Below are 17,196 nucleotides of genomic sequence, written 5' to 3' on the forward strand. Positions count from 1 at the left end.
ATGACGCGCGGGGCGTGATCTCAGACGGTGATCCGCGGGTGTGCGGGGCTGAGAAGGTGCACGGTGCTCAGGGCGCAGTGCCCGGCGAGCAGCTCCCGCAGTTCTGCGGCGGCGGCCTCGACGAGGTGGCCGTCCCGGGTGCCGTGGAGGGTTTCGAGGACGAAGGCGACGTGGGTGGAGTCCTCGGTGACACGGGTGCGGTGCGCGTCGCGGTGGTTCCAGTGCCGGGTGAGGACATCGGTGGTGTCGGTGTAGATGATCTCGCCGGGCTTGGGATTCTCGACCGTGTCGGGCTCGCCGAGCGGCGTGAAGGACTCGGTGCCGTCGGCGTGACGGATCTCCACGTCGCCGGTGACACGGCCGAGGTCGAAGGCGCCGGCGGGCAGCCCGTGACGGACGGAGACCGCGTTGTAGGAGTCGACGGCCGGGTTGATCCGGGGCAGGGAGCCCTTCTTGGCGAGGCGGCGGCCCAGGGCGTCGACGCTGGGGCGGACGCGGCGGGGGTTGGTGCCGAAGGAGCGGTAGGCGGTGTGCCACGCCTCGACGCGCGGGTCGCTCTCGTCGGCGGGCTGCCACGTGCCGTCGGCGAGCTGCCGCTCCAGGTCCTCCTGGGCGGCGGTGGTGGCGGGCCAGTCCTCGTGGCCGCGCAGGCCGGTGGCGGTGACGACGGCGATCAGGGTGCCGGGGAACTCCTCGGCGACGGCGGGGCTGAGGCGGAAGGTGTTCATCGGGAAGGGGGTCCGTTCCGGTGAAGCGGGCTGAGACGGGGGGCAGGGACTGCGGGGTCGGGTGAGACTGCGGGGTCAGGTGAGGGCGAGGAGGCTGACGGCGACGGCGGCGGTGCCCAGGCCGATCAGCTGGCCGCGATGGACGCGCTCGGCCAGGACACCCCGGGCGAGCAGGACGGTACCGGCCGGGTACAGCGCGGTGATCACGGCGACGACCGCCAGGTCACCGCTGCGGGCGGCGACCAGGAAGAGCAGATTGGCCACCGAGTCCAGCACGCCGGCCGCCGCCGAGATCGCGTACGCGGGCTTCTCCGCGCCCAGCCGCCGGAACATCAGGCCGGCGGCGGCCAGCGTGACCGCCGAGGACACGGCGCGCCCGACGATCAGCGGGCCGACGCCACTGTCGGAAGGCGCCTGGTGCAGGAAGACCAGCTGCAGGGCGATGGCGGCCCCGGCGCCCAGGGCCAGCAGCAGCGCGGTGCGTGACGGGCGCGCACCGCCGGCGCCGTGCCCGGCGCTGACCAGCACCACCGCGGCCAGCGCCAGCGGCAGGCCGATCAGCCCGGCCGCCCCGAGACGCTCCCCCTGCGCCAGACCCACGCCGACCGGCAGCATCGCCGAGACCAGCGCGGTCACCGGGGACAGGACGTTCATCGGGCCGATCGCCAGCGTGCGGTAGAGCAGGGCGAACGCGGCGGCCGACGCCACGCCGGATGCCGCACCCCAGCCGAGGGTCGCGGCCGAGAAGGAGGCGCCGAGGAAGGGCCACAGCAGCAGCTCCACGGTGAGCGAGGCCGGAGCGGCGATCATCACCGTACGCAGGACGTGGGCCTTGCGGGCGCCGAGACCTCCGAGGAAGTCGGCGCATCCGTAGGCCAGGGAGCTGCCCAGGGCCAGCAGCAGAGCGATCACGGGTGGTACATCCCTTACCATCAATGGAACGACCACACCATACAACGTACCGACCGCTTCGTTCAACTGAACGACTGTGCGGTGCATTGAAATGACCCACCGCTCGAAAGGTGACAGCGATGGCCGAGGCCCAGGCGGCGCTGCGGACGCTCGCCCACAACGTCCGCGCGGCCCGTACCCGCGCCGGCCTGTCACTGGACGAGCTCGGCCGTCGCGCCAAGGTCAGCAAGGGCGCCCTGGTCGCCCTGGAGAAGGCCCAGGGCAACCCGAACTTCGCCACCCTGGTGCGCCTCGCCGACACCCTCGGTGTCTCCGTGTCGTTGCTGGTGGAGGGCGACCCCGGGCAACGCGTCCGGGTGGTGAGCGCCGACACCGTCATGCCCCTGTGGAGAGGCGAACGAGGCAGCGAGGCCCGGCTGATGCTGACCACCAGTGGCCCGGCGGCCACCGAGGTCTGGCGCTGGACGCTGGAACCGGGCGAGGAGTACCCCAGCCACCCCCACCAGGCCGGAGTCGTGGAGACCGTCAGCGTCACCGCCGGAGAAATGGTGCTCGTCGTGGACGGCGCCGAACACTCCGTCGTGGCGGGGCAGACCGCCACCTTCGACGCCGACCACACGCACACCTACCGCGGATCGGGCACCGGGCCCTGCCACCTGATCATGACCGTCCACCTGCCCCCGGGCCCCGCGTGACACCTCGGCGGTCCCGGGCCGCCGGACCCCGCGCACGCCGAAGGGCCGCCGTCCCGGTCACGGGACGGCGGCCCTCGGTCGTGTGCCTGAGAACTACCGCGATCTAGAGGTCGAAGTAGAGCTCGAACTCGTGCGGGTGCGGGCGAAGCTGGATCGGGGCGATCTCGTTCGTGCGCTTGTAGTCGATCCACGTCTCGATCAGGTCCGGCGTGAAGACGCCGCCCGCCTGGAGGTACTCGTGGTCCTGCTCAAGGGCGTCGAGGACGGCCGGGAGCGAGGTCGGGACCTGCTGGACGCTGGCGTGCTCCTCGGGAGCCAGCTCGTACAGGTCCTTGTCGATCGGCTCCGGCGGCTCGATCTTGTTCTTGACGCCGTCCAGACCGGCCATCAGCAGGGCCGAGAACGCCAGGTACGGGTTCGAGGACGGGTCCGGGGCGCGGAACTCGACGCGCTTCGCCTTCGGGTTGGAGCCCGTGATCGGGATGCGCATCGCGGCGGAGCGGTTGCGCTGCGAGTACACCATGTTGACCGGGGCCTCGAAGCCGGGGACCAGGCGGTGGTAGGAGTTCACCGTCGGGTTGGTGAACGCCAGCAGCGACGGGGCGTGCTTCAGGATGCCGCCGATGTAGTAGCGCGCCATGTCCGAGAGGCCCGCGTAGCCCTGCTCGTCGTAGAACAGCGGGGAGCCGCCGGACCACAGGGACTGGTGGACGTGCATGCCCGAGCCGTTGTCGCCGAAGATCGGCTTCGGCATGAAGGTCGCGGTCTTGCCGTTGCGCCAGGCGACGTTCTTCACGATGTACTTGAAGAGCATCAGGTCGTCGGCCGCGGCGAGCAGCGTGTTGAACTTGTAGTTGATCTCGGCCTGGCCGGCGGTGCCGACCTCGTGGTGCTGGCGCTCGACCTGGAGGCCGTTCTTGTCCAGCTCCATGGAGATCTCGGCGCGCAGGTCGGCGAAGTGGTCGACCGGCGGGGTCGGGAAGTAGCCGCCCTTGTAGCGGACCTTGTAACCCCGGTTGTTCTCGACCGCGCCGGTGTTCCAGGCGCCGGCCTCGGAGTCGATGTGGTAGAAGCTCTCGTTCGCCGACGTCTGGAAGCGGACGTTGTCGAAGACGTAGAACTCCGCCTCGGGGCCGAAGTACGCGGTGTCGGCGACACCGGTCGAGGCGAGGTACGCCTCGGCCTTCTTGGCCACGTTCCGCGGGTCACGGCTGTACTGCTCGCCGGTGATCGGGTCGTGGATGAAGAAGTTGACGTTCACCGTCTTGTCGCGGCGGAACGGGTCGACACGGGCCGTCGACAGGTCTGCGCGGAGCGCCATGTCGGACTCGTGGATGGCCTGGAAGCCGCGAATCGACGAGCCGTCGAAAGCCAGTTCCTCGGCCGGGTCGAAGGTCGCTGCCGGGATCGTGAAGTGCTGCATCACGCCAGGCAGGTCGCAGAACCGGACGTCGATGAACTTGACGTCGTTGTCGGCGATGTACTTCTGGACTTCGTCGGCGTTCTGGAACATCCAACTCCTCCTACTCCCGACCCGGGAAAGGGCGGGGTTGTAGCTCTCTGTGCGGCCAGTGCGGTGGCACACGCTGGACCCGACCATAGGCAGACGGGATTTCTCAAGCATGACCCATTTGTTTCGCCCAAGTTAACCGGGGCGGCTGTGGGCGACACCTCAACGCCCTGTTCGGTGCCCCGCCCGGACAGGTGCAAACGCGGGCGCAGTACCGTGGACGGGTGGACAACAGGCAAGCAATCGGATCGTGGCTCTCGGGGCCGCGCGCGGCGGCCGAGGAGATGGGCGCCGACTTCGGTTACCGGGGCGAGCGCCTCGGTCTGCCCCAGGAGGGCCCGGGGTCTGTCGCCTCGTTCGGCCGTCGCCTCGGGGCCCTCTTCATCGACTGGGCCCTGTGCATGCTGATCGCATACGGGCTGCTCGCAGCCGGTGACCAGCAGGCGGCGGGGAACTGGGCGCTCGGTGTCTTCCTCGTCATGAGCCTGCTGACGGTCGGAACGGTGGGCTCCACACCGGGCAAGCGGATTCTGGGCCTGCGGGTCATCGGCGAGGACGGCGGGCGGCTCGGCGTCGTACGCGTCGTCGTCCGGACCGTGCTGCTCGGCCTGGTGATCCCCGCCGTCGTCTGGGACCGCGACGGCCGCGGCCTGCACGACCGGCTGGCCCGCGCGGTCCAGGTCCGTATCTGAGCGCACGGAGGAATCCGGGCGTAGGGACAGACGGAGAACTCCCGGCGTACGCGAGACTGCGCACGCACACCGGGAGCGTACGAACAGAAGAGAGCGGCCCCGGACGAGGAAATCGTCCGGGGCCGCTCTCATGTCATGTTCCGGGGAACCGGGTCAGCGCATCTTCCCGCCGCGCGGCATCCGCATGCCCTTCGGCATCGGGCCCTTCGGCAGCGGCATGTTGCTCATCAGGTCGCCCATCGCCCGCAGCCGGTCGTTGGCCGCGGTCACCTGCGGGCCGGTCAGGACCCGCGGAAGCTTCAGCATGGTGGTGCGCACCTTCTTCAGCGGCACCTGGCCCTCGCCGTCACCGACGATGATGTCGTGCACCGGCACATCGACGACGATGCGCGCCATCCGCTTCTTCTCGGCCGCCAGCAGGCTCTTCACCCGGTTCGGGTTGCCCTCGGCCACCAGCACGATGCCGGCCTTGCCCACCGCCCGGTGGACGACGTCCTGGCTGCGGTTCATCGCGACCGCCGGGGTCGTGGTCCAGCCGCGGCCCACCCGGTCCAGCACGGCCGCTGCGGCGCCCGGCTGTCCCTCCATCTGCCCGAAGGCCGCGCGCTCGGCACGCCGCCCGAAGATGATCGCCATCGCGAGGAGTGCCAGGACGAAGCCCAGGATGCCCGCGTAGACGGGGTGGCCGATCAGGAAACCGATCCCGAGGAGGACACCGAAGGTGATGATTCCCACGCCCGCGATGACAAGACCCACCTTGGGGTCCGTCCGCCTGGTCATCTTGTAGGTCAGGGCGATCTGCTTGAGCCGCCCCGCGTTCTCGGCGCTGTCCGCGCCTTCAGTGTTTGCCTTCCTCGCCATGTACAGAAGTTTACGTGGCGCGGGAGTGACCTATGAACGGTGGTCGGCCACAGCCCGGAGCACATGCTCCGCCTCGACCCGGTCCTTGGCCCGGCGACGGTCCTCCAGGACCGCGGTCCAGGCGTTCTGGCGGGCCGTGCGCTGGCCGCTGCTCAGCAGCAGCGACTCGACGGCGCGGAGCGCGGTGGCGACGGTCGGGATGGCGTTGGCTCGTACCGGTGCGGCGTGCATCGTGGGTGTTCCCCCTCGGAGCGGATGCGCGCGCCCGGCGCGCACTGAGTAGCGGGAAGCAATGACGACGGCGGCTGTGGGAGCCACCGCGTATGTACCTAGGGTCACTGCTCGGTGTTACCAGTGCATGACCGGTCGGTCAAACACCAATGAAACCCTGATTTCGGTGCCGCGCACGCCGACGCGGCCCATACGGGCCCCCGACCTGCGGGAGCCGTACGGGCCGCGTCGTCGCAGCTATTACCGCTCAGTAGCTTCTTGTGCGCGGATTCACACGGCGGGAGCCGTGTGCGCGGTCGCGCCGCGCCGCTCGATCGCCTGCTGGAAGAGGCGTCCGGCGCGGTACGAGGAACGCACCAGCGGACCCGACATGACGCCGGAGTAACCGATCGCGTCGGCCTCGTCCTTCAGCTCCACGAACTCGTGCGGCTTCACCCAGCGCTCGACGGGGTGGTGGCGCACGGAGGGGCGGAGGTACTGCGTGATCGTGATGAGCTCGCAACCCGCGTCGTACAGGTCCTGGAGCGCCTCGCTGACCTCCTCGCGGGTCTCGCCCATGCCGAGGATCAGGTTGGACTTCGTCACCAGGCCGGCCTCGCGGGCCCGCGTGATGACCTCCAGGGAGCGCTCGTAACGGAAGCCGGGGCGGATCCGCTTGAAGATCCGGGGCACCGTCTCGACGTTGTGCGCGAGCACCTCCGGGCGCGAGGAGAAGACCTCGGCCAGCTGCTCGGGCTCCGCGTTGAAGTCGGGGATCAGCAGCTCGACCTTGGTCGCGCCCGCCTCCCGCTCCGCCGTCAGCGCGTGGATCTGGCGCACGGTCTCCGCGTACAGCCAGGCGCCGCCGTCCTCCAGGTCGTCGCGTGCGACGCCGGTGATGGTGGCGTAGTTCAGGTCCATCGTGACGACGGACTCGCCCACGCGGCGGGGCTCGTCACGGTCCAGGGCCTGGGGCTTCCCCGTGTCGATCTGGCAGAAGTCGCAGCGCCGTGTGCACTGGTCCCCGCCGATGAGGAAGGTGGCCTCGCGGTCCTCCCAGCATTCGAAAATGTTGGGGCAGCCGGCTTCCTGGCACACCGTGTGCAGACCCTCGCTCTTCACGAGCTTCTGCAGCTGGTTGTACTCGGGGCCCATCTTCGCCCGGGTTTTGATCCACTCGGGCTTGCGCTCGATGGGGGTCTGGCTGTTCCGGACCTCAAGACGCAGCATCTTGCGTCCGTCGGGTGCGACAGCGGACACTCCGGCACTCCCCTTAGCTTCTACTGCATTGGAATCTTCGGCGAACACCAGGGTACGCCCGTGGTTAGAACGGTCTTACGTCTGCCCAACCTGTGGCCGACAGGGCCTATTCCCGTGGCTCGTGCAGGTGTCTCGGACAGGCGTCTCAGGCGGAGGCGGTGGCGGTCTCCGGGGACTCGATGACGCGGGGCGCGAGCGCGGCGTTCTCCAGGACGTCCCGCAGGTGCCTCTCGACGACCGGGAGCACCTGGTCGATCGTGATCTCGCGGCCCAGCTCGTTGGAGAGCGACGTCACACCCGCGTCCCTGATGCCGCACGGCACGATCCTGTCGAACCAGGTGTTGTCCGGGTTCACGTTCAGCGAGAAGCCGTGCATGGTCACGCCCTTGGCGACCCGGATGCCGATCGCGGCCAGCTTGCGGTCCTCGCGGCGCTGGCCGGCGTTGGACGGCGCGTACTCGGGGCCGTTCAGCCGGGCGTCGAACTCCTCGTCGTGCAGCCGGGGGTCGAAGTCCAGGGAGAGCCCGCCGAGCGCCGGGCGGTCCTCGACCGGGTCGCCCAGGACCCAGACGCCGCTGCGGCCCTCGATCCGGGTGGTCTCCACGCCGAACTCCGCGGCGGTGAGGATCAGCGCGTCCTCCAGGCGGCGGACATGGGCCACCACGTCCACCGGGCGGGGCAGCTTCATGATCGGGTAGCCGACGAGCTGACCGGGGCCGTGCCAGGTGATCTTCCCGCCGCGGTCCACGTCGATGACGGGGGTGCCGTCCAGCGGGCGTTCGCTGTCGGCGGTGCGCCGCCCCGCCGTGTAGACGGGCGGGTGCTCGAGGAGCAGGCAGGTGTCGGGGACGGTGTCCTCGAACCGGGCGGCGTGCACCTCGCGCTGCTTCTGCCATGCCTCCTGGTAGTCGACCGCTTCCGTGCCGAAGCCCAGTCGGTCGAACCGCAGCTCACTCACTCGGGTGCCTCCCTACTCGCGGTGCCGGAGGGCCGGGGAGCCTCCCCGGAGCCACGTCACCTTGCACTGATATGCGCCCGGAGCCACTGTACGACCGCTCCGGGGAAGCGGGTCCGGCAGGTGGAGCCCGGCCGGTGCGTTCACCGGACCTTCGTCAGCGAACCGCAAATCCTCACACGATCGGATGAACGTGGAGCGAAGGGCGCTGGCGTCGCCGCCGGGGCGGTTAAGTTCGCGCCGTTCCATGACGGGCTCGCCCGCTCCCACTCGTGGGGGAGCCCGTAAGGGCTGCCCGCCCGGCGCCGAAGGCAGGAGACCTTACAGCTGATGTCGGAACGACCTCCGCAGCGAACCCCGAACCGGCGGCTCGCCGCCCTCATCGCGGAAGCCGGGTTCTCCCACGCCGGGCTGGCCCGCCGGGTGGACCAGCTCGGTCTCGAACACGGGCTGGATCTGCGATACGACAAGACCTCGGTGACCCGCTGGCTGCGCGGCCAGCAGCCCCGGGGCACCACCCCCGCGCTGATCGCCGAGGTCTTCACCAGAAGGCTGGGACGCCGGCTCTCCGCCCAGGACCTGGGGCTGGACGCGTGCGCGCCCGTCTACGCCGGTCTGGAGTTCGCGGCCACGCCCGCGGAGGCCGTCGACATCGTCAGCGGGCTGTGGCGCAAGGACTCCGGGAGCCACGCCGAACTGCGCAAGATCGCCTTCACCCCGGCCGGGCTGGTCGTCCCCAGCCGGGACTGGCTGATCGGACGGGCCGACGAATGGGTCGGCCGGGGCGAACCGCCGGACCGCGCGAACGGCCTGCCCGCCCCGCGCGCGTCCTCGGACACGCCGGGGCCCCGGGCGCCGCACGGGCTCCAGCGGGCCAACGGCTCGCCCGTCCAGCAGGCGCCCGGTGCGCCCGCCGGAGCGGGCTTCCAGGGCGTCAGGGCGGGCGGCACCCGGGGGCCGGGCTCGTCCCGTCCGCCCGCGCCCGCCGCGGCACCGCCCCTGGGCGTCCCGCGCCAGCGGCAGACCGAACGCGGCACCGGCCAGCGCGTCGGCAGCGGCGACGTCGCCGCTCTGCGCTCCGTGGGCGAGCTCTTCCGCACGCTGGACAACACCTACGGCGGCGGTCACGCCAGGCAGGCCCTCGTCCGCTATCTGGAGCACGAGGCCGAACCCATGCTCCGCGGCAGCTACAGCGAGGCGACGGGCCGCCGGCTGTTCTCCGCCGCCGCCGATCTCACCCGGCTCGCGGGCTGGACCTCGTACGACATCGCCGCGCACGGCCTCGCCCAGCGCTACTTCGTCCAGGCGCTGCGGCTGGCCCAGGCCGCAGCGGACCGGGGGTACGGCGCGTTCGTCCTGATCACGATGAGCCGTCAGGCGGTCTATCTGGGGCACGGCAGGGAAGCCGTCCAGCTCGCACGCGTCGCCCAGCAGGGCATCGGCTCCTCCGCGCCGCCCGTCGTCATGGCCCTGCTGCACTCCGTCGAGGCGCGCGGGCACGGGGTGCTCGGCGAGGCCAGGGCCTGCGTCGCCGCGCTCGTACGGGCGGAACGCGCCCTGCAGTCGGCCCGGCCCGGCGACGACGTGCCCTACTGGGCGCGCTACTTCGACGAGGCGCAGCTCGCCGACGAGTTCGGCCACTGCCACCGTGACCTCCAGCAGTACCGCGTCGCCGCCCAGCACGCCGAGCGCTCGCTCCAGCTGCGCGCGCCGGTGTACGCCCGGAGCAGGCTGTTCTGCCGGGTGGTGCTCGCCTCCGCGCGGCTGGGCCTCGGCGAGCTCGACCAGGCGTGCCTGCTGGGCGCCGAGGCGGCCCAGCAGGCGGCCGAGATGCGGTCGGTGCGGGCGACCGAGTACGTACGCGACTTCGAGCGCCGCCTGGAGCCGTACAAGGACGCCACCGCCGTGCGGGGATACCGCGACCGGGTGGCCGCGCTGGGCTGAACCCTCCTACGCCGCGACGCGCAGCACAGGCCCGTCGCCGTGCCGCGGCCCCACCCCCAGGTCGTCGAGGATCGCCGAGGCCGCGCGCCTGGCGGAGCGCAGGGCCCCCTGGACCGTGCTGGTGTCGCGGTGGTCGCCGCAGACGTACAGCCCGGCGAGCAGCCGGACCGGCCGGCGCGGATCGTGCGGCGGCGGCATCGTGGGGACGGCCTCCGGGTCCTGATGGGCCGCCAGCAGCTCCCAGTCGTGCGTGGGTGTGCCGTACAGCGCGGCGAGGTGGGAGCGGACCGAGCGGTCGAGGTCCGGCGGCGGCGGGCCGAGCACCGTGGAGGTGATCAGGGACCGCCCGGCAGGGGCCCGCGAGGGATCGACCTCGCTCATCACGGCCGTGTGCGAGACCGGCCCCGAGCGGTCCGCGTCCAGCAGCAGCCGTGCCCCCGTCGACGGGGCCTGGGGAGCCGTGTGGTGCAGCACGGTCACCGGCTGGAACGTGGGCATCCGGAGCCCCGGCAGCAGCTCGGCGGCGGCCCCCGCACCGGTCGCCAGCAGCAGCGACCGGCAGCCGAGCTCGCCGTGCTCCTTGGTGCGTACGGACGTGATGTCGGCGGCGGTCACATGGACCCCGGTGCGCACGGTCCCGGGCGGCAGCGAGGCCGCCAGGAGCCCGGGCAGCGTCGCGGAACCGCCCGAGGGCACACAGAGCCGGCCGCGTGCGTAGTCCCGGAGGGTGAGCTCGGCGACGCGGCTCGACGTGTCGAGCCCCGGGTCCGCGAGCAGCGCCGAGAGCAGCGGGTGCACGAATCCGCCGAGGCTCCTGGGGGAGAGGCCGCGCGCGGACAGGGCGGTGAGCGCGGGTCCGTCGGGACGCGACGCGATGCGGGACTCCGGGACGGCCGCGAGCCGGGCCAGCCAGGCGCCGAGTCTGGCCTGTTCGATCGCCCCGCCCAGGGGCGCGCGAGGGGCGCTCGGTCGGGAGCGTACGGCTCGAAGTGCGCCCCGCGCGCTCCGTACGTCCCCGGCGCGATACTGCCGCCCCCCGCTGTGTACGAGCACCCCGGGGGCGAAGTCCCGCAGGACCAGGCCCTCCAGGCCCGGGGTGGCGTCCAGCTCCGGATACGCGGAACTGAGCAGCGGGCCCAGGTGGTCGAGCCGGAAACCGTCCACGTCGTGGGTGGCCATCCGGCCGCCCACATGCGGGGCGGCCTCCAGGACGCTGACGTTCAGTCCCGCGTCGATGAGCTGGTGGGCGGCCGACAGGCCGGCGACCCCGGCCCCGATGACGACCACATCCGCGTGGTCTGCTGTGTGTGCCGTGAGCACGTGCCCCTCCCCGAGTCGGTGCGACTGGTGGGGAGCTATTGCCCCCAACAGGCCCCCGGAATGCCCGAGTTCGGGTCGAGGCTAGGTGTTCGGCCGAGTCCCGCGCAGTCGCACGCACCCAGGGCACCGGAGCACGGGGTCGCACGGCGGCCCGGCGCGGGGGCCGGGCGGGCGCTCGCGGCCTCCGCCGCGTGGACGGGCGGCGTCAGCGCAGCGCGGCGCGGATGGCGTCGTCGATGCCGGGGAAGGCGAACGCGAAGCCCGACTCCATGAGCCGGCCCGGCAGCACCCGCTGGCTGCCCAGCACGTCCCCGGCGAACTCCCCGAGCGCGACCCGCAGCGCGGGCGCCGGCGCGGTGAACAGCGTCGGACGTCGCAGCACCCGGCCCATCGCGGCCGTCACCTGGGCGTTGGTGGCGGGGGAGGGGCCGGTGAGATTCACCGGACCCGACAGGGTCTCGGTGTCCAGGATGTGGCGCAGCGCCGCGATGTGGTCGTGCAGCGCGATGAAGCTCCAGTACTGCCGGCCGTCCCCGATGCGTCCGCCGAGCCCGGCCTTGAAGAGCGGGAAGAGCCGCCCCCAGGCCCCGCCTTTGCGGGAGACCACCAGACCGGTGCGGGCGTGGACGGTCCGGACGCCCGCCTCCTCGGCGGGAGCCGTGGCCTCCTCCCACTCCACGCACACCGATGGCAGGAAACCGTCGCCGGGCGGCGCGCTCTCGTCGACCGCGCGGTCCCCGGTGTCCCCGTAGAAGCCGACGGCGGAACCGGCCAGGAACACCTTCGGCGGGGTGTCCAGGGAGGCCACGGCCTCGGCGACGGCCGCCGTGCCCAGCACCCGGCTGTCGCGGATCTCCCGCTTGTACTCCTCGGTCCAGCGGTGGTCCCCGACGCCCGCCCCCGCGAGATGCACGACCGCGTCGCAGCCGACCAGGCCCGCCACATCGACGTACTGGCGCTTCGGGTCCCACTCCACCTCGTCGCCGGTGGAGGCCGGGCGGCGCACGAGGCGCACCACCTCGTGCCCGTCGGCTCGCAGCGAGCGCACCAGCGCGGCTCCGATGAGTCCGGTCGATCCGGTGACGGCGATACGGGAACGCAGCATGGCGACCATCCTGCCCCATGCGCCCCCGGCCACACGGGACACGCATGACACAGTGGCGCGCATGTCCGCGCCACAGATCCGGTCCCTCCGCCCCGTCCGCCCCGCCGTGCCCGAGGACGAACACGCGCTGGGCGAGCTCGACCGGGCCACCTGGTCGACCCTCCACGCCGTGCAGCCGAGGCCGGTGCCGCCCTACGAGCCCTTCTTCGACGCGCTCCACCGGCCGGAGGAGTTCCTGCTCGCCGAGGCCGACACCGGCCCCGGCGGGCCGCGCGTCGCCGGATACATACGGCTCGCCCGGCCGACCCCGCTCGCCTGCAACGCACACGTACGCCAGATACAGGGGCTGGCCGTCGCCGAGTGGGCGCGCCGCCACGGGGTCGCCCGTGCGCTGCTGCGCGCCGCGTACGCCGAGGCGCGCGGCCAGGGCGCGGCGCGGCTCACGCTGCGGGTGCTGGGGCACAACACCCCCGCGCGGGCGCTCTACGCGGCGGAGGGCTTCGCCGTCGAGGGCGTACTGCCCGGGGAGTTCTTCCTCGGCGGGCGGTACGTCGACGACGTGCTGATGGGCCGTTCGCTGACGGACTGAGCCTCAGGCCGGGCCGAAGCGGTCCCAGAGCGCGGGGAACCGCTCGGCCAGCGCGGCGTCGTCGTCGAAGGAGAAGGGCGTGCCCGCGGGTTCCGTGGCCTGCGGCGGCAGCCCCAGGTCGGGGGCGACCACCCCCGTGAGCTGCTCGTACGCCTCGTCGGCGGCATAGCCGAGATCCTCGCCGTCCCCGTCCAGCTCGTCGTCGAAGTCGTCCAGGAGCTCGGCGAGCGCGTCCGGATCGTGCACCGCGCCCTCGAAGACCTCCCGGCCCTGCCCGATCAGCCAGCAGCGGAAGTAGTCGAACGCGTCGTCGCTCGCCCCGCCCAGCAGTACGGCCGCCGCACCCCACAGATCCCAGTGGTACGCGCGGTTGTAGCGGGCCTCGAAATGTCGGGCGAAGTCCAGCACGGAGTCGGGATCGAGCCGCACCAGCCGCTCCACGAGCAGATCGGCGTGGTCCTCGGGGTCGCCGTCGGCGGCCTCGCGGGTGCTGTCGATGATCTCCCAGAACTCCGTCTCGTCCATCACTGGTCCAGCATCTGCCCCGCCGGGGGGCCACGCACGCCCAGACACCGAAATGAAGCCTTCGGCATCACTTCCGGGCCACTTCAGCGATAGAGCTCGCGCAGCCGTTCGGCGGTATCGGCAAAGCGTTCGCGCAGGGAGGGGGGTGCGAGGACCTCCACCTCCGGCCCGAGCGTGAGCAGCTGGGCGTACGCCACCTCCTCGGACTCGACCGGAAGTACCACCGTGCGCAGCCCGTCCGCGTCCGGACCGGGGCCCCCGGCCAGCGCCTCGTCGGCCGCGGCCCTGTCCATGGTGTGCGGAAGCCGCCGCGCCCCCGCCTCCGACAGCCGTACGGTCACCTCCGTGCGCAGGATCGACCGGGCGAACTGCTCGGCCCGCTCCTCCCAGAAGCGCGGCAGGTCGAAGTCCTCGTCCCGTACGAAGCGGGTCTCCGAGGCGGCGACGGCGGTGAACCGGTCGATCCGGTACACCCGGAAGTCGTCCCCGGCCCGGGCGCAGAGGTACCAGACCCCGGCCTTCAGCACGAGGCCGTACGGGAGCAGCTGCCGCTCCACCTCGCCCGACGGCCCCCGATAGCGGGCCCGGACCGGCCGGTCGTCCCAGACGGCCTCCGCGACGGCGGGCAGCAGCTCGGGGGTGACCGGTTCCTGGTACCAGCCGGGGGCGTCCAGATGGAAGCGCTGGGCCACCGTGTGCGAGGCGTCCCGGAGCGAGGGGAGCAGGGCCGCCGAGACCTTCAGCCGGGCGGCCGAAGCGGCGTCGTCGAGCCCCATCTCGCGCAGCGCGGACGGCAGCCCGGACAGGAACAGGGCCTCGGCCTCATGGCGGGCCAGCCCGGTCAGCCGGGTGCGGTAGCCGCCCACCAGCCGGTAGCCGCCCGCCCTGCCGCGCTCCGCGTACACCGGCACGCCCGCCTCGGAGAGCGCCTGGGCGTCCCGGGTCACGGTGCGCTCCGACACCTCCAGCTCCCCCGCCAGCTCGGCGGCGGTCATGGAGGGGCGGGACTGCAGGAGCAGCACCATCTTGATGAGCCGGGCAGCGCGCATGCACCCCATTGTGGGGGCGTGCCCGGCGACGACGGCGGGGCGGGTACCGGGACAGCCCCGGTACCCGCCCCGCCGGGCACGTCACATGCCGTACTTCTCCCGGGCCTCCTTGACCTTGGAGGCCGGGATCTCGCCACGGCGGGCCAGCTGCGCCAGCGCCGCGACCGCGACCGACTCGGCGTCGACGCCGAAGTGGCGGCGGGCGCCCTCACGGGTGTCGGAGAGGCCGAAGCCGTCCGTACCCAGCGAGGACCAGTCCTGCTCCACCCACTGGCTGATCGAGTCCGGGACCGCGCGCATCCAGTCGCTGACCGCGAGGACCGGGCCGGGCGCGCCGGAGAGCGCCTGCGTCACGTACGGCACGCGCTCCTCACCGCGGAGCAGCGCCTCGTCGGACTCCAGCGCGTCGCGGCGCAGCTCGCCCCACGAGGTGGCGGACCAGACGTCGGCCGTGACACCCCAGTCGGCGGCCAGCAGCTCCTGGGCCCTGAGCGCCCAGTGGATCGCCGTGCCCGAACCGATCAGCTGGAGGCGCGGGGCGTCCGCGGACGCCGGCGTGCCCTCCTTGAAGCGGTACAGGCCCTTGACGATGCCCTCCTCGACGCCCTCGGGCATCGCGGGCTGCTGCTTCGGCTCGTTGTAGACCGTCAGGTAGTAGAAGACGTTCTCGGCCTCGGGGCCGTACATCCGGCGCAGACCGTCCTTGACGATCACCGCGATCTCGTACGCGAACGCCGGGTCGTAGTTGAGCGACGCCGGGTTCGTGGACGCGATCAGGTGCGAGTGGCCGTCCGCGTGCTGGAGGCCCTCACCCGTCAGCGTCGTACGGCCCGCCGTGGCGCCGACGATGAAGCCCTTGCCGAGCTGGTCGGCGAGCTGCCACATCTGGTCGCCGGTCCGCTGCCAGCCGAACATCGAGTAGAAGATGTAGAACGGGATCATCGTCTCGCCGTGCGTCGCGTACGACGTGGCGGCGGCGATGAAGTCGGCCATGGCGCCGGCCTCGGTGATCCCCTCGTTGAGGATCTGGCCGTCCTTGGCCTCCTTGTAGTACATCAGCTGGTCGCGGTCGACCGGCTCGTACGTCTGGCCGAGCGGCGAGTAGATGCCGGCCGAGGGGAACAGCGACTCCATACCGAAGGTACGGGCCTCGTCCGGGACGATCGGAACCCAGCGCCTGCCGGTCTCCTTGTCCCGCATCAGGTCCTTCACCAGGCGTACGAACGCCATGGTGGTCGCCATCTCCTGCTTGCCCGACCCCTTGTACAGGGCCTTGAAGGCGCGCTCCTCCGGCTCGGGCAGCGCCACCGCGTGCACCCGGCGGGCGGGGGCCGGACCGCCGAGGGCGGCACGGCGCTCCTGGAGGTAGCGGACCTCGGGGGAGTCGGCGCCGGGGTGGCCGTAGGGGACGAGACCGTCCGCGAAGGCGCTGTCGGGGATCGGGAGGCCGAGCAGCTCGCGCATGCCCTTGAACTCGTCGATCGACAGCTTCTTCATCTGGTGGTTGGCGTTCTTGGACTCGAAGCCCTTGCCGAGCGTGTAGCCCTTGACCGTCTGGGCCAGGATCACGGTCGGCGCGCCCTTGTGCTCCACGGCCGCGCGGTAGGCCGCGTACACCTTGCGGGCCTCGTGGCCGCCGCGGGAGCTGTAGAAACACTCGGCGATCTTCGCGTCGCTGAGGAGTTTCGCGAGCTCCGCGAGGGCGGGCTCGGCGCCGAAGAAGTGCTCACGGATGTAGGCCACGTCGCGCGTCGCGTACGTCTGGAACTGCGCGTCCGGGACCTCGCGGAGCCGGCGGATCAGCGCGCCGGTGGTGTCCAGCTGGAACAGCTCGTCCCAGGCGTTGCCCCAGAGCGTCTTGATGACGTTCCAGCCGGCGCCCCGGAAGGCGCCCTCCAGCTCCTGGACCACGCGGAAGTTGGCGCGGACCGGGCCGTCCAGGCGCTGCAGGTTGCAGTTGATGACGAAGGTCAGGTTGTCGAGCTGCTCACGGGCCGCGAGGGCGAGGGCAGCGGTCGACTCGGGCTCGTCCATCTCGCCGTCGCCCAGGAAGGCCCAGACGTGCGAGTTCGACGTGTCCTTGATGTTGCGGTTCGCGAGATAACGGTTGAAGCGCGCCTGGTAGATCGCCGAGAGCGGACCGAGGCCCATCGACACCGTGGGGAACTCCCACAGCCAGGGCAGCCGCCGCGGGTGCGGGTAGGAGGGCAGGCCGTTGCCACCCGACTCCTGGCGGAAGTTGTCGAGCTGCTGCTCGCTGATGCGGCCGTCGAGGAAGGCGCGGGCGTAGATGCCGGGCGAGGCGTGGCCCTGGATGTAGAGCTGGTCGCCGGAGCCGTCACCTTCCTTGCCGCGGAAGAAGTGGTTGAAGCCGGTCTCGTAGAGCCACGCGGCGGAGGCGAAGGTGGCGATGTGCCCGCCGACGCCGTACCGGGCTCCCCGGGTGACCATCGCGGCCGCGTTCCAGCGGTTCCACGCGGTGATCTTCGATTCCATCTCCAGATCGCCGTCGAACGCGGGCTCGGCGGAGGTCGGGATGGTGTTGACGTAATCGGTCTCCAGCAGCTTGGGCAGCGCGATACCGGCGCCCTCCGCGTGCTGGAGCGAACGCCGCATCAGGTACGCGGCGCGGTGCGGGCCCGCGGCCTTGGTGACGGCGTCCAGGGAGGCCGCCCACTCGGCGGTCTCCTCGGGGTCGCGGTCCGGGAGCTGGTCGAGCTCGCTCGGAAGCTTTGCTACGGGGTCGGTCATGATCGCCGCCTTCCGGAGTGGGAGGGGGTGGAGAAGGCCCTGACTGGCAGGACAGGGCGATCGGGCCGGTGGGCCCGCGGATGAACTGTA

16 protein-coding genes are annotated in these 17,196 nt (G+C 71.9%); 4 read left to right on the forward strand and 12 right to left on the reverse strand.

Annotated features, from left to right (window positions below):
• Positions 1-20 precede the first annotated feature (20 nt).
• Complete coding sequence (locus ACWCQM_RS14015) at positions 21-728, reverse strand: B3/B4 domain-containing protein (protein WP_450915530.1); 708 nt, start codon at positions 726-728, stop codon at positions 21-23.
• Between the two features lie 75 nt (positions 729-803).
• Positions 804-1,640 carry an EamA family transporter gene (locus ACWCQM_RS14020; RefSeq protein WP_450915531.1) on the reverse strand — a complete coding sequence of 279 codons (837 nt, stop codon included), beginning with the start codon at positions 1,638-1,640 and terminating at the stop codon, positions 804-806.
• Positions 1,641-1,759: 119 nt separating this feature from the next.
• Between ACWCQM_RS14020 and ACWCQM_RS14025 the strand changes: the two genes are divergently transcribed.
• Complete coding sequence (locus tag ACWCQM_RS14025) at positions 1,760-2,335, forward strand: helix-turn-helix domain-containing protein (RefSeq protein WP_450915532.1); 576 nt, start codon at positions 1,760-1,762, stop codon at positions 2,333-2,335.
• 103 nt (positions 2,336-2,438) lie between these two features.
• Here the strand turns inward: ACWCQM_RS14025 and glnA are convergent, their stop codons facing one another.
• On the reverse strand, positions 2,439-3,848 hold the full coding sequence (gene glnA / locus ACWCQM_RS14030) for a type I glutamate--ammonia ligase (RefSeq protein WP_073747604.1): 1,410 nt from the start codon (positions 3,846-3,848) through the stop codon (positions 2,439-2,441).
• 221 nt (positions 3,849-4,069) lie between these two features.
• Here glnA and ACWCQM_RS14035 point away from each other — a divergent pair, with 221 nt between their 5' ends.
• Positions 4,070-4,537, forward strand: a complete 468-nt coding sequence (locus ACWCQM_RS14035; protein ID WP_450915533.1) for an RDD family protein — start codon at positions 4,070-4,072, stop codon at positions 4,535-4,537.
• Positions 4,538-4,690: 153 nt separating this feature from the next.
• On the opposite strand, the gene ACWCQM_RS14040 is transcribed toward ACWCQM_RS14035, so the two are convergent.
• From ACWCQM_RS14040 to lipB, 4 genes are all read right to left on the reverse strand, one after another.
• Positions 4,691-5,398 (reverse strand): DUF4191 domain-containing protein, encoded by a 708-nt coding sequence (locus tag ACWCQM_RS14040; RefSeq protein ID WP_267076137.1) that lies wholly within the window; start codon positions 5,396-5,398, stop codon positions 4,691-4,693.
• A 30-nt stretch (positions 5,399-5,428) separates the two neighbouring features.
• Positions 5,429-5,629 (reverse strand): SCO2195 family GlnR-regulated protein, encoded by a 201-nt coding sequence (locus ACWCQM_RS14045; protein ID WP_267076138.1) that lies wholly within the window; start codon positions 5,627-5,629, stop codon positions 5,429-5,431.
• Between the two features lie 270 nt (positions 5,630-5,899).
• Entirely contained in the window at positions 5,900-6,868 is a 969-nt protein-coding gene (gene lipA, locus ACWCQM_RS14050) for a lipoyl synthase (RefSeq protein WP_450915534.1), read from the reverse strand.
• A 145-nt stretch (positions 6,869-7,013) separates the two neighbouring features.
• Positions 7,014-7,826: a lipoyl(octanoyl) transferase LipB gene (lipB, locus tag ACWCQM_RS14055; protein ID WP_450915535.1), complete on the reverse strand. Its 813-nt coding sequence runs from the start codon at positions 7,824-7,826 to the stop codon at positions 7,014-7,016.
• Positions 7,827-8,153: 327 nt separating this feature from the next.
• Between lipB and ACWCQM_RS14060 the strand changes: the two genes are divergently transcribed.
• On the forward strand, positions 8,154-9,767 hold the full coding sequence (locus ACWCQM_RS14060) for a regulator (protein WP_450915536.1): 1,614 nt from the start codon (positions 8,154-8,156) through the stop codon (positions 9,765-9,767).
• Positions 9,768-9,773: 6 nt separating this feature from the next.
• Here the strand turns inward: ACWCQM_RS14060 and ACWCQM_RS14065 are convergent, their stop codons facing one another.
• Together ACWCQM_RS14065 and ACWCQM_RS14070 are read right to left on the reverse strand one after the other, a co-directional pair.
• Positions 9,774-11,087, reverse strand: a complete 1,314-nt coding sequence (locus tag ACWCQM_RS14065) for an NAD(P)/FAD-dependent oxidoreductase (RefSeq protein ID WP_450915537.1) — start codon at positions 11,085-11,087, stop codon at positions 9,774-9,776.
• Positions 11,088-11,292: 205 nt separating this feature from the next.
• Complete coding sequence (locus tag ACWCQM_RS14070) at positions 11,293-12,192, reverse strand: TIGR01777 family oxidoreductase (RefSeq protein ID WP_450915538.1); 900 nt, start codon at positions 12,190-12,192, stop codon at positions 11,293-11,295.
• Positions 12,193-12,253: 61 nt separating this feature from the next.
• Here ACWCQM_RS14070 and ACWCQM_RS14075 point away from each other — a divergent pair, with 61 nt between their 5' ends.
• Positions 12,254-12,781 (forward strand): N-acetyltransferase family protein, encoded by a 528-nt coding sequence (locus ACWCQM_RS14075; protein WP_450915539.1) that lies wholly within the window; start codon positions 12,254-12,256, stop codon positions 12,779-12,781.
• A gap of 3 nt (positions 12,782-12,784) precedes the next feature.
• Here ACWCQM_RS14075 and ACWCQM_RS14080 read toward each other — a convergent pair whose 3' ends face one another.
• From ACWCQM_RS14080 to aceE, 3 genes are all read right to left on the reverse strand, one after another.
• Positions 12,785-13,306 carry a DUF4240 domain-containing protein gene (locus ACWCQM_RS14080; protein WP_450915573.1) on the reverse strand — a complete coding sequence of 174 codons (522 nt, stop codon included), beginning with the start codon at positions 13,304-13,306 and terminating at the stop codon, positions 12,785-12,787.
• An 83-nt stretch (positions 13,307-13,389) separates the two neighbouring features.
• Positions 13,390-14,355 (reverse strand): helix-turn-helix transcriptional regulator, encoded by a 966-nt coding sequence (locus ACWCQM_RS14085; protein WP_450915540.1) that lies wholly within the window; start codon positions 14,353-14,355, stop codon positions 13,390-13,392.
• 81 nt (positions 14,356-14,436) lie between these two features.
• The gene (gene aceE / locus ACWCQM_RS14090; protein ID WP_450915541.1) at positions 14,437-17,106 is read right to left on the reverse strand and encodes a pyruvate dehydrogenase (acetyl-transferring), homodimeric type; all 2,670 of its coding nucleotides are present in this window, start codon (positions 17,104-17,106) and stop codon (positions 14,437-14,439) included.
• Between the last annotated feature and the right edge of the window lie 90 nt (positions 17,107-17,196).

It is taken from the genome of Streptomyces sp. NPDC002125 (genome assembly GCF_053593715.1).

What these genes read in the sequence shown, in the direction of transcription:
- ACWCQM_RS14015 (WP_450915530.1), bottom strand. Translation starts at nt 728, where the DNA reads ATGAACACCTTCCGCCTCAGCCCCGCCGTCGCCGAGGAGTTCCCCGGC.
- ACWCQM_RS14025 (WP_450915532.1), top strand. Translation starts at nt 1,760, where the DNA reads ATGGCCGAGGCCCAGGCGGCGCTGCGGACGCTCGCCCACAACGTCCGC.
- glnA (WP_073747604.1), bottom strand. Translation starts at nt 3,848, where the DNA reads ATGTTCCAGAACGCCGACGAAGTCCAGAAGTACATCGCCGACAACGAC.
- ACWCQM_RS14040 (WP_267076137.1), bottom strand. Translation starts at nt 5,398, where the DNA reads ATGGCGAGGAAGGCAAACACTGAAGGCGCGGACAGCGCCGAGAACGCG.
- ACWCQM_RS14045 (WP_267076138.1), bottom strand. Translation starts at nt 5,629, where the DNA reads ATGCACGCCGCACCGGTACGAGCCAACGCCATCCCGACCGTCGCCACC.
- ACWCQM_RS14060 (WP_450915536.1), top strand. Translation starts at nt 8,154, where the DNA reads ATGTCGGAACGACCTCCGCAGCGAACCCCGAACCGGCGGCTCGCCGCC.
- ACWCQM_RS14070 (WP_450915538.1), bottom strand. Translation starts at nt 12,192, where the DNA reads ATGCTGCGTTCCCGTATCGCCGTCACCGGATCGACCGGACTCATCGGA.
- ACWCQM_RS14075 (WP_450915539.1), top strand. Translation starts at nt 12,254, where the DNA reads ATGTCCGCGCCACAGATCCGGTCCCTCCGCCCCGTCCGCCCCGCCGTG.
- ACWCQM_RS14080 (WP_450915573.1), bottom strand. Translation starts at nt 13,306, where the DNA reads ATGGACGAGACGGAGTTCTGGGAGATCATCGACAGCACCCGCGAGGCC.
- ACWCQM_RS14085 (WP_450915540.1), bottom strand. Translation starts at nt 14,355, where the DNA reads ATGCGCGCTGCCCGGCTCATCAAGATGGTGCTGCTCCTGCAGTCCCGC.
- aceE (WP_450915541.1), bottom strand. Translation starts at nt 17,106, where the DNA reads ATGACCGACCCCGTAGCAAAGCTTCCGAGCGAGCTCGACCAGCTCCCG.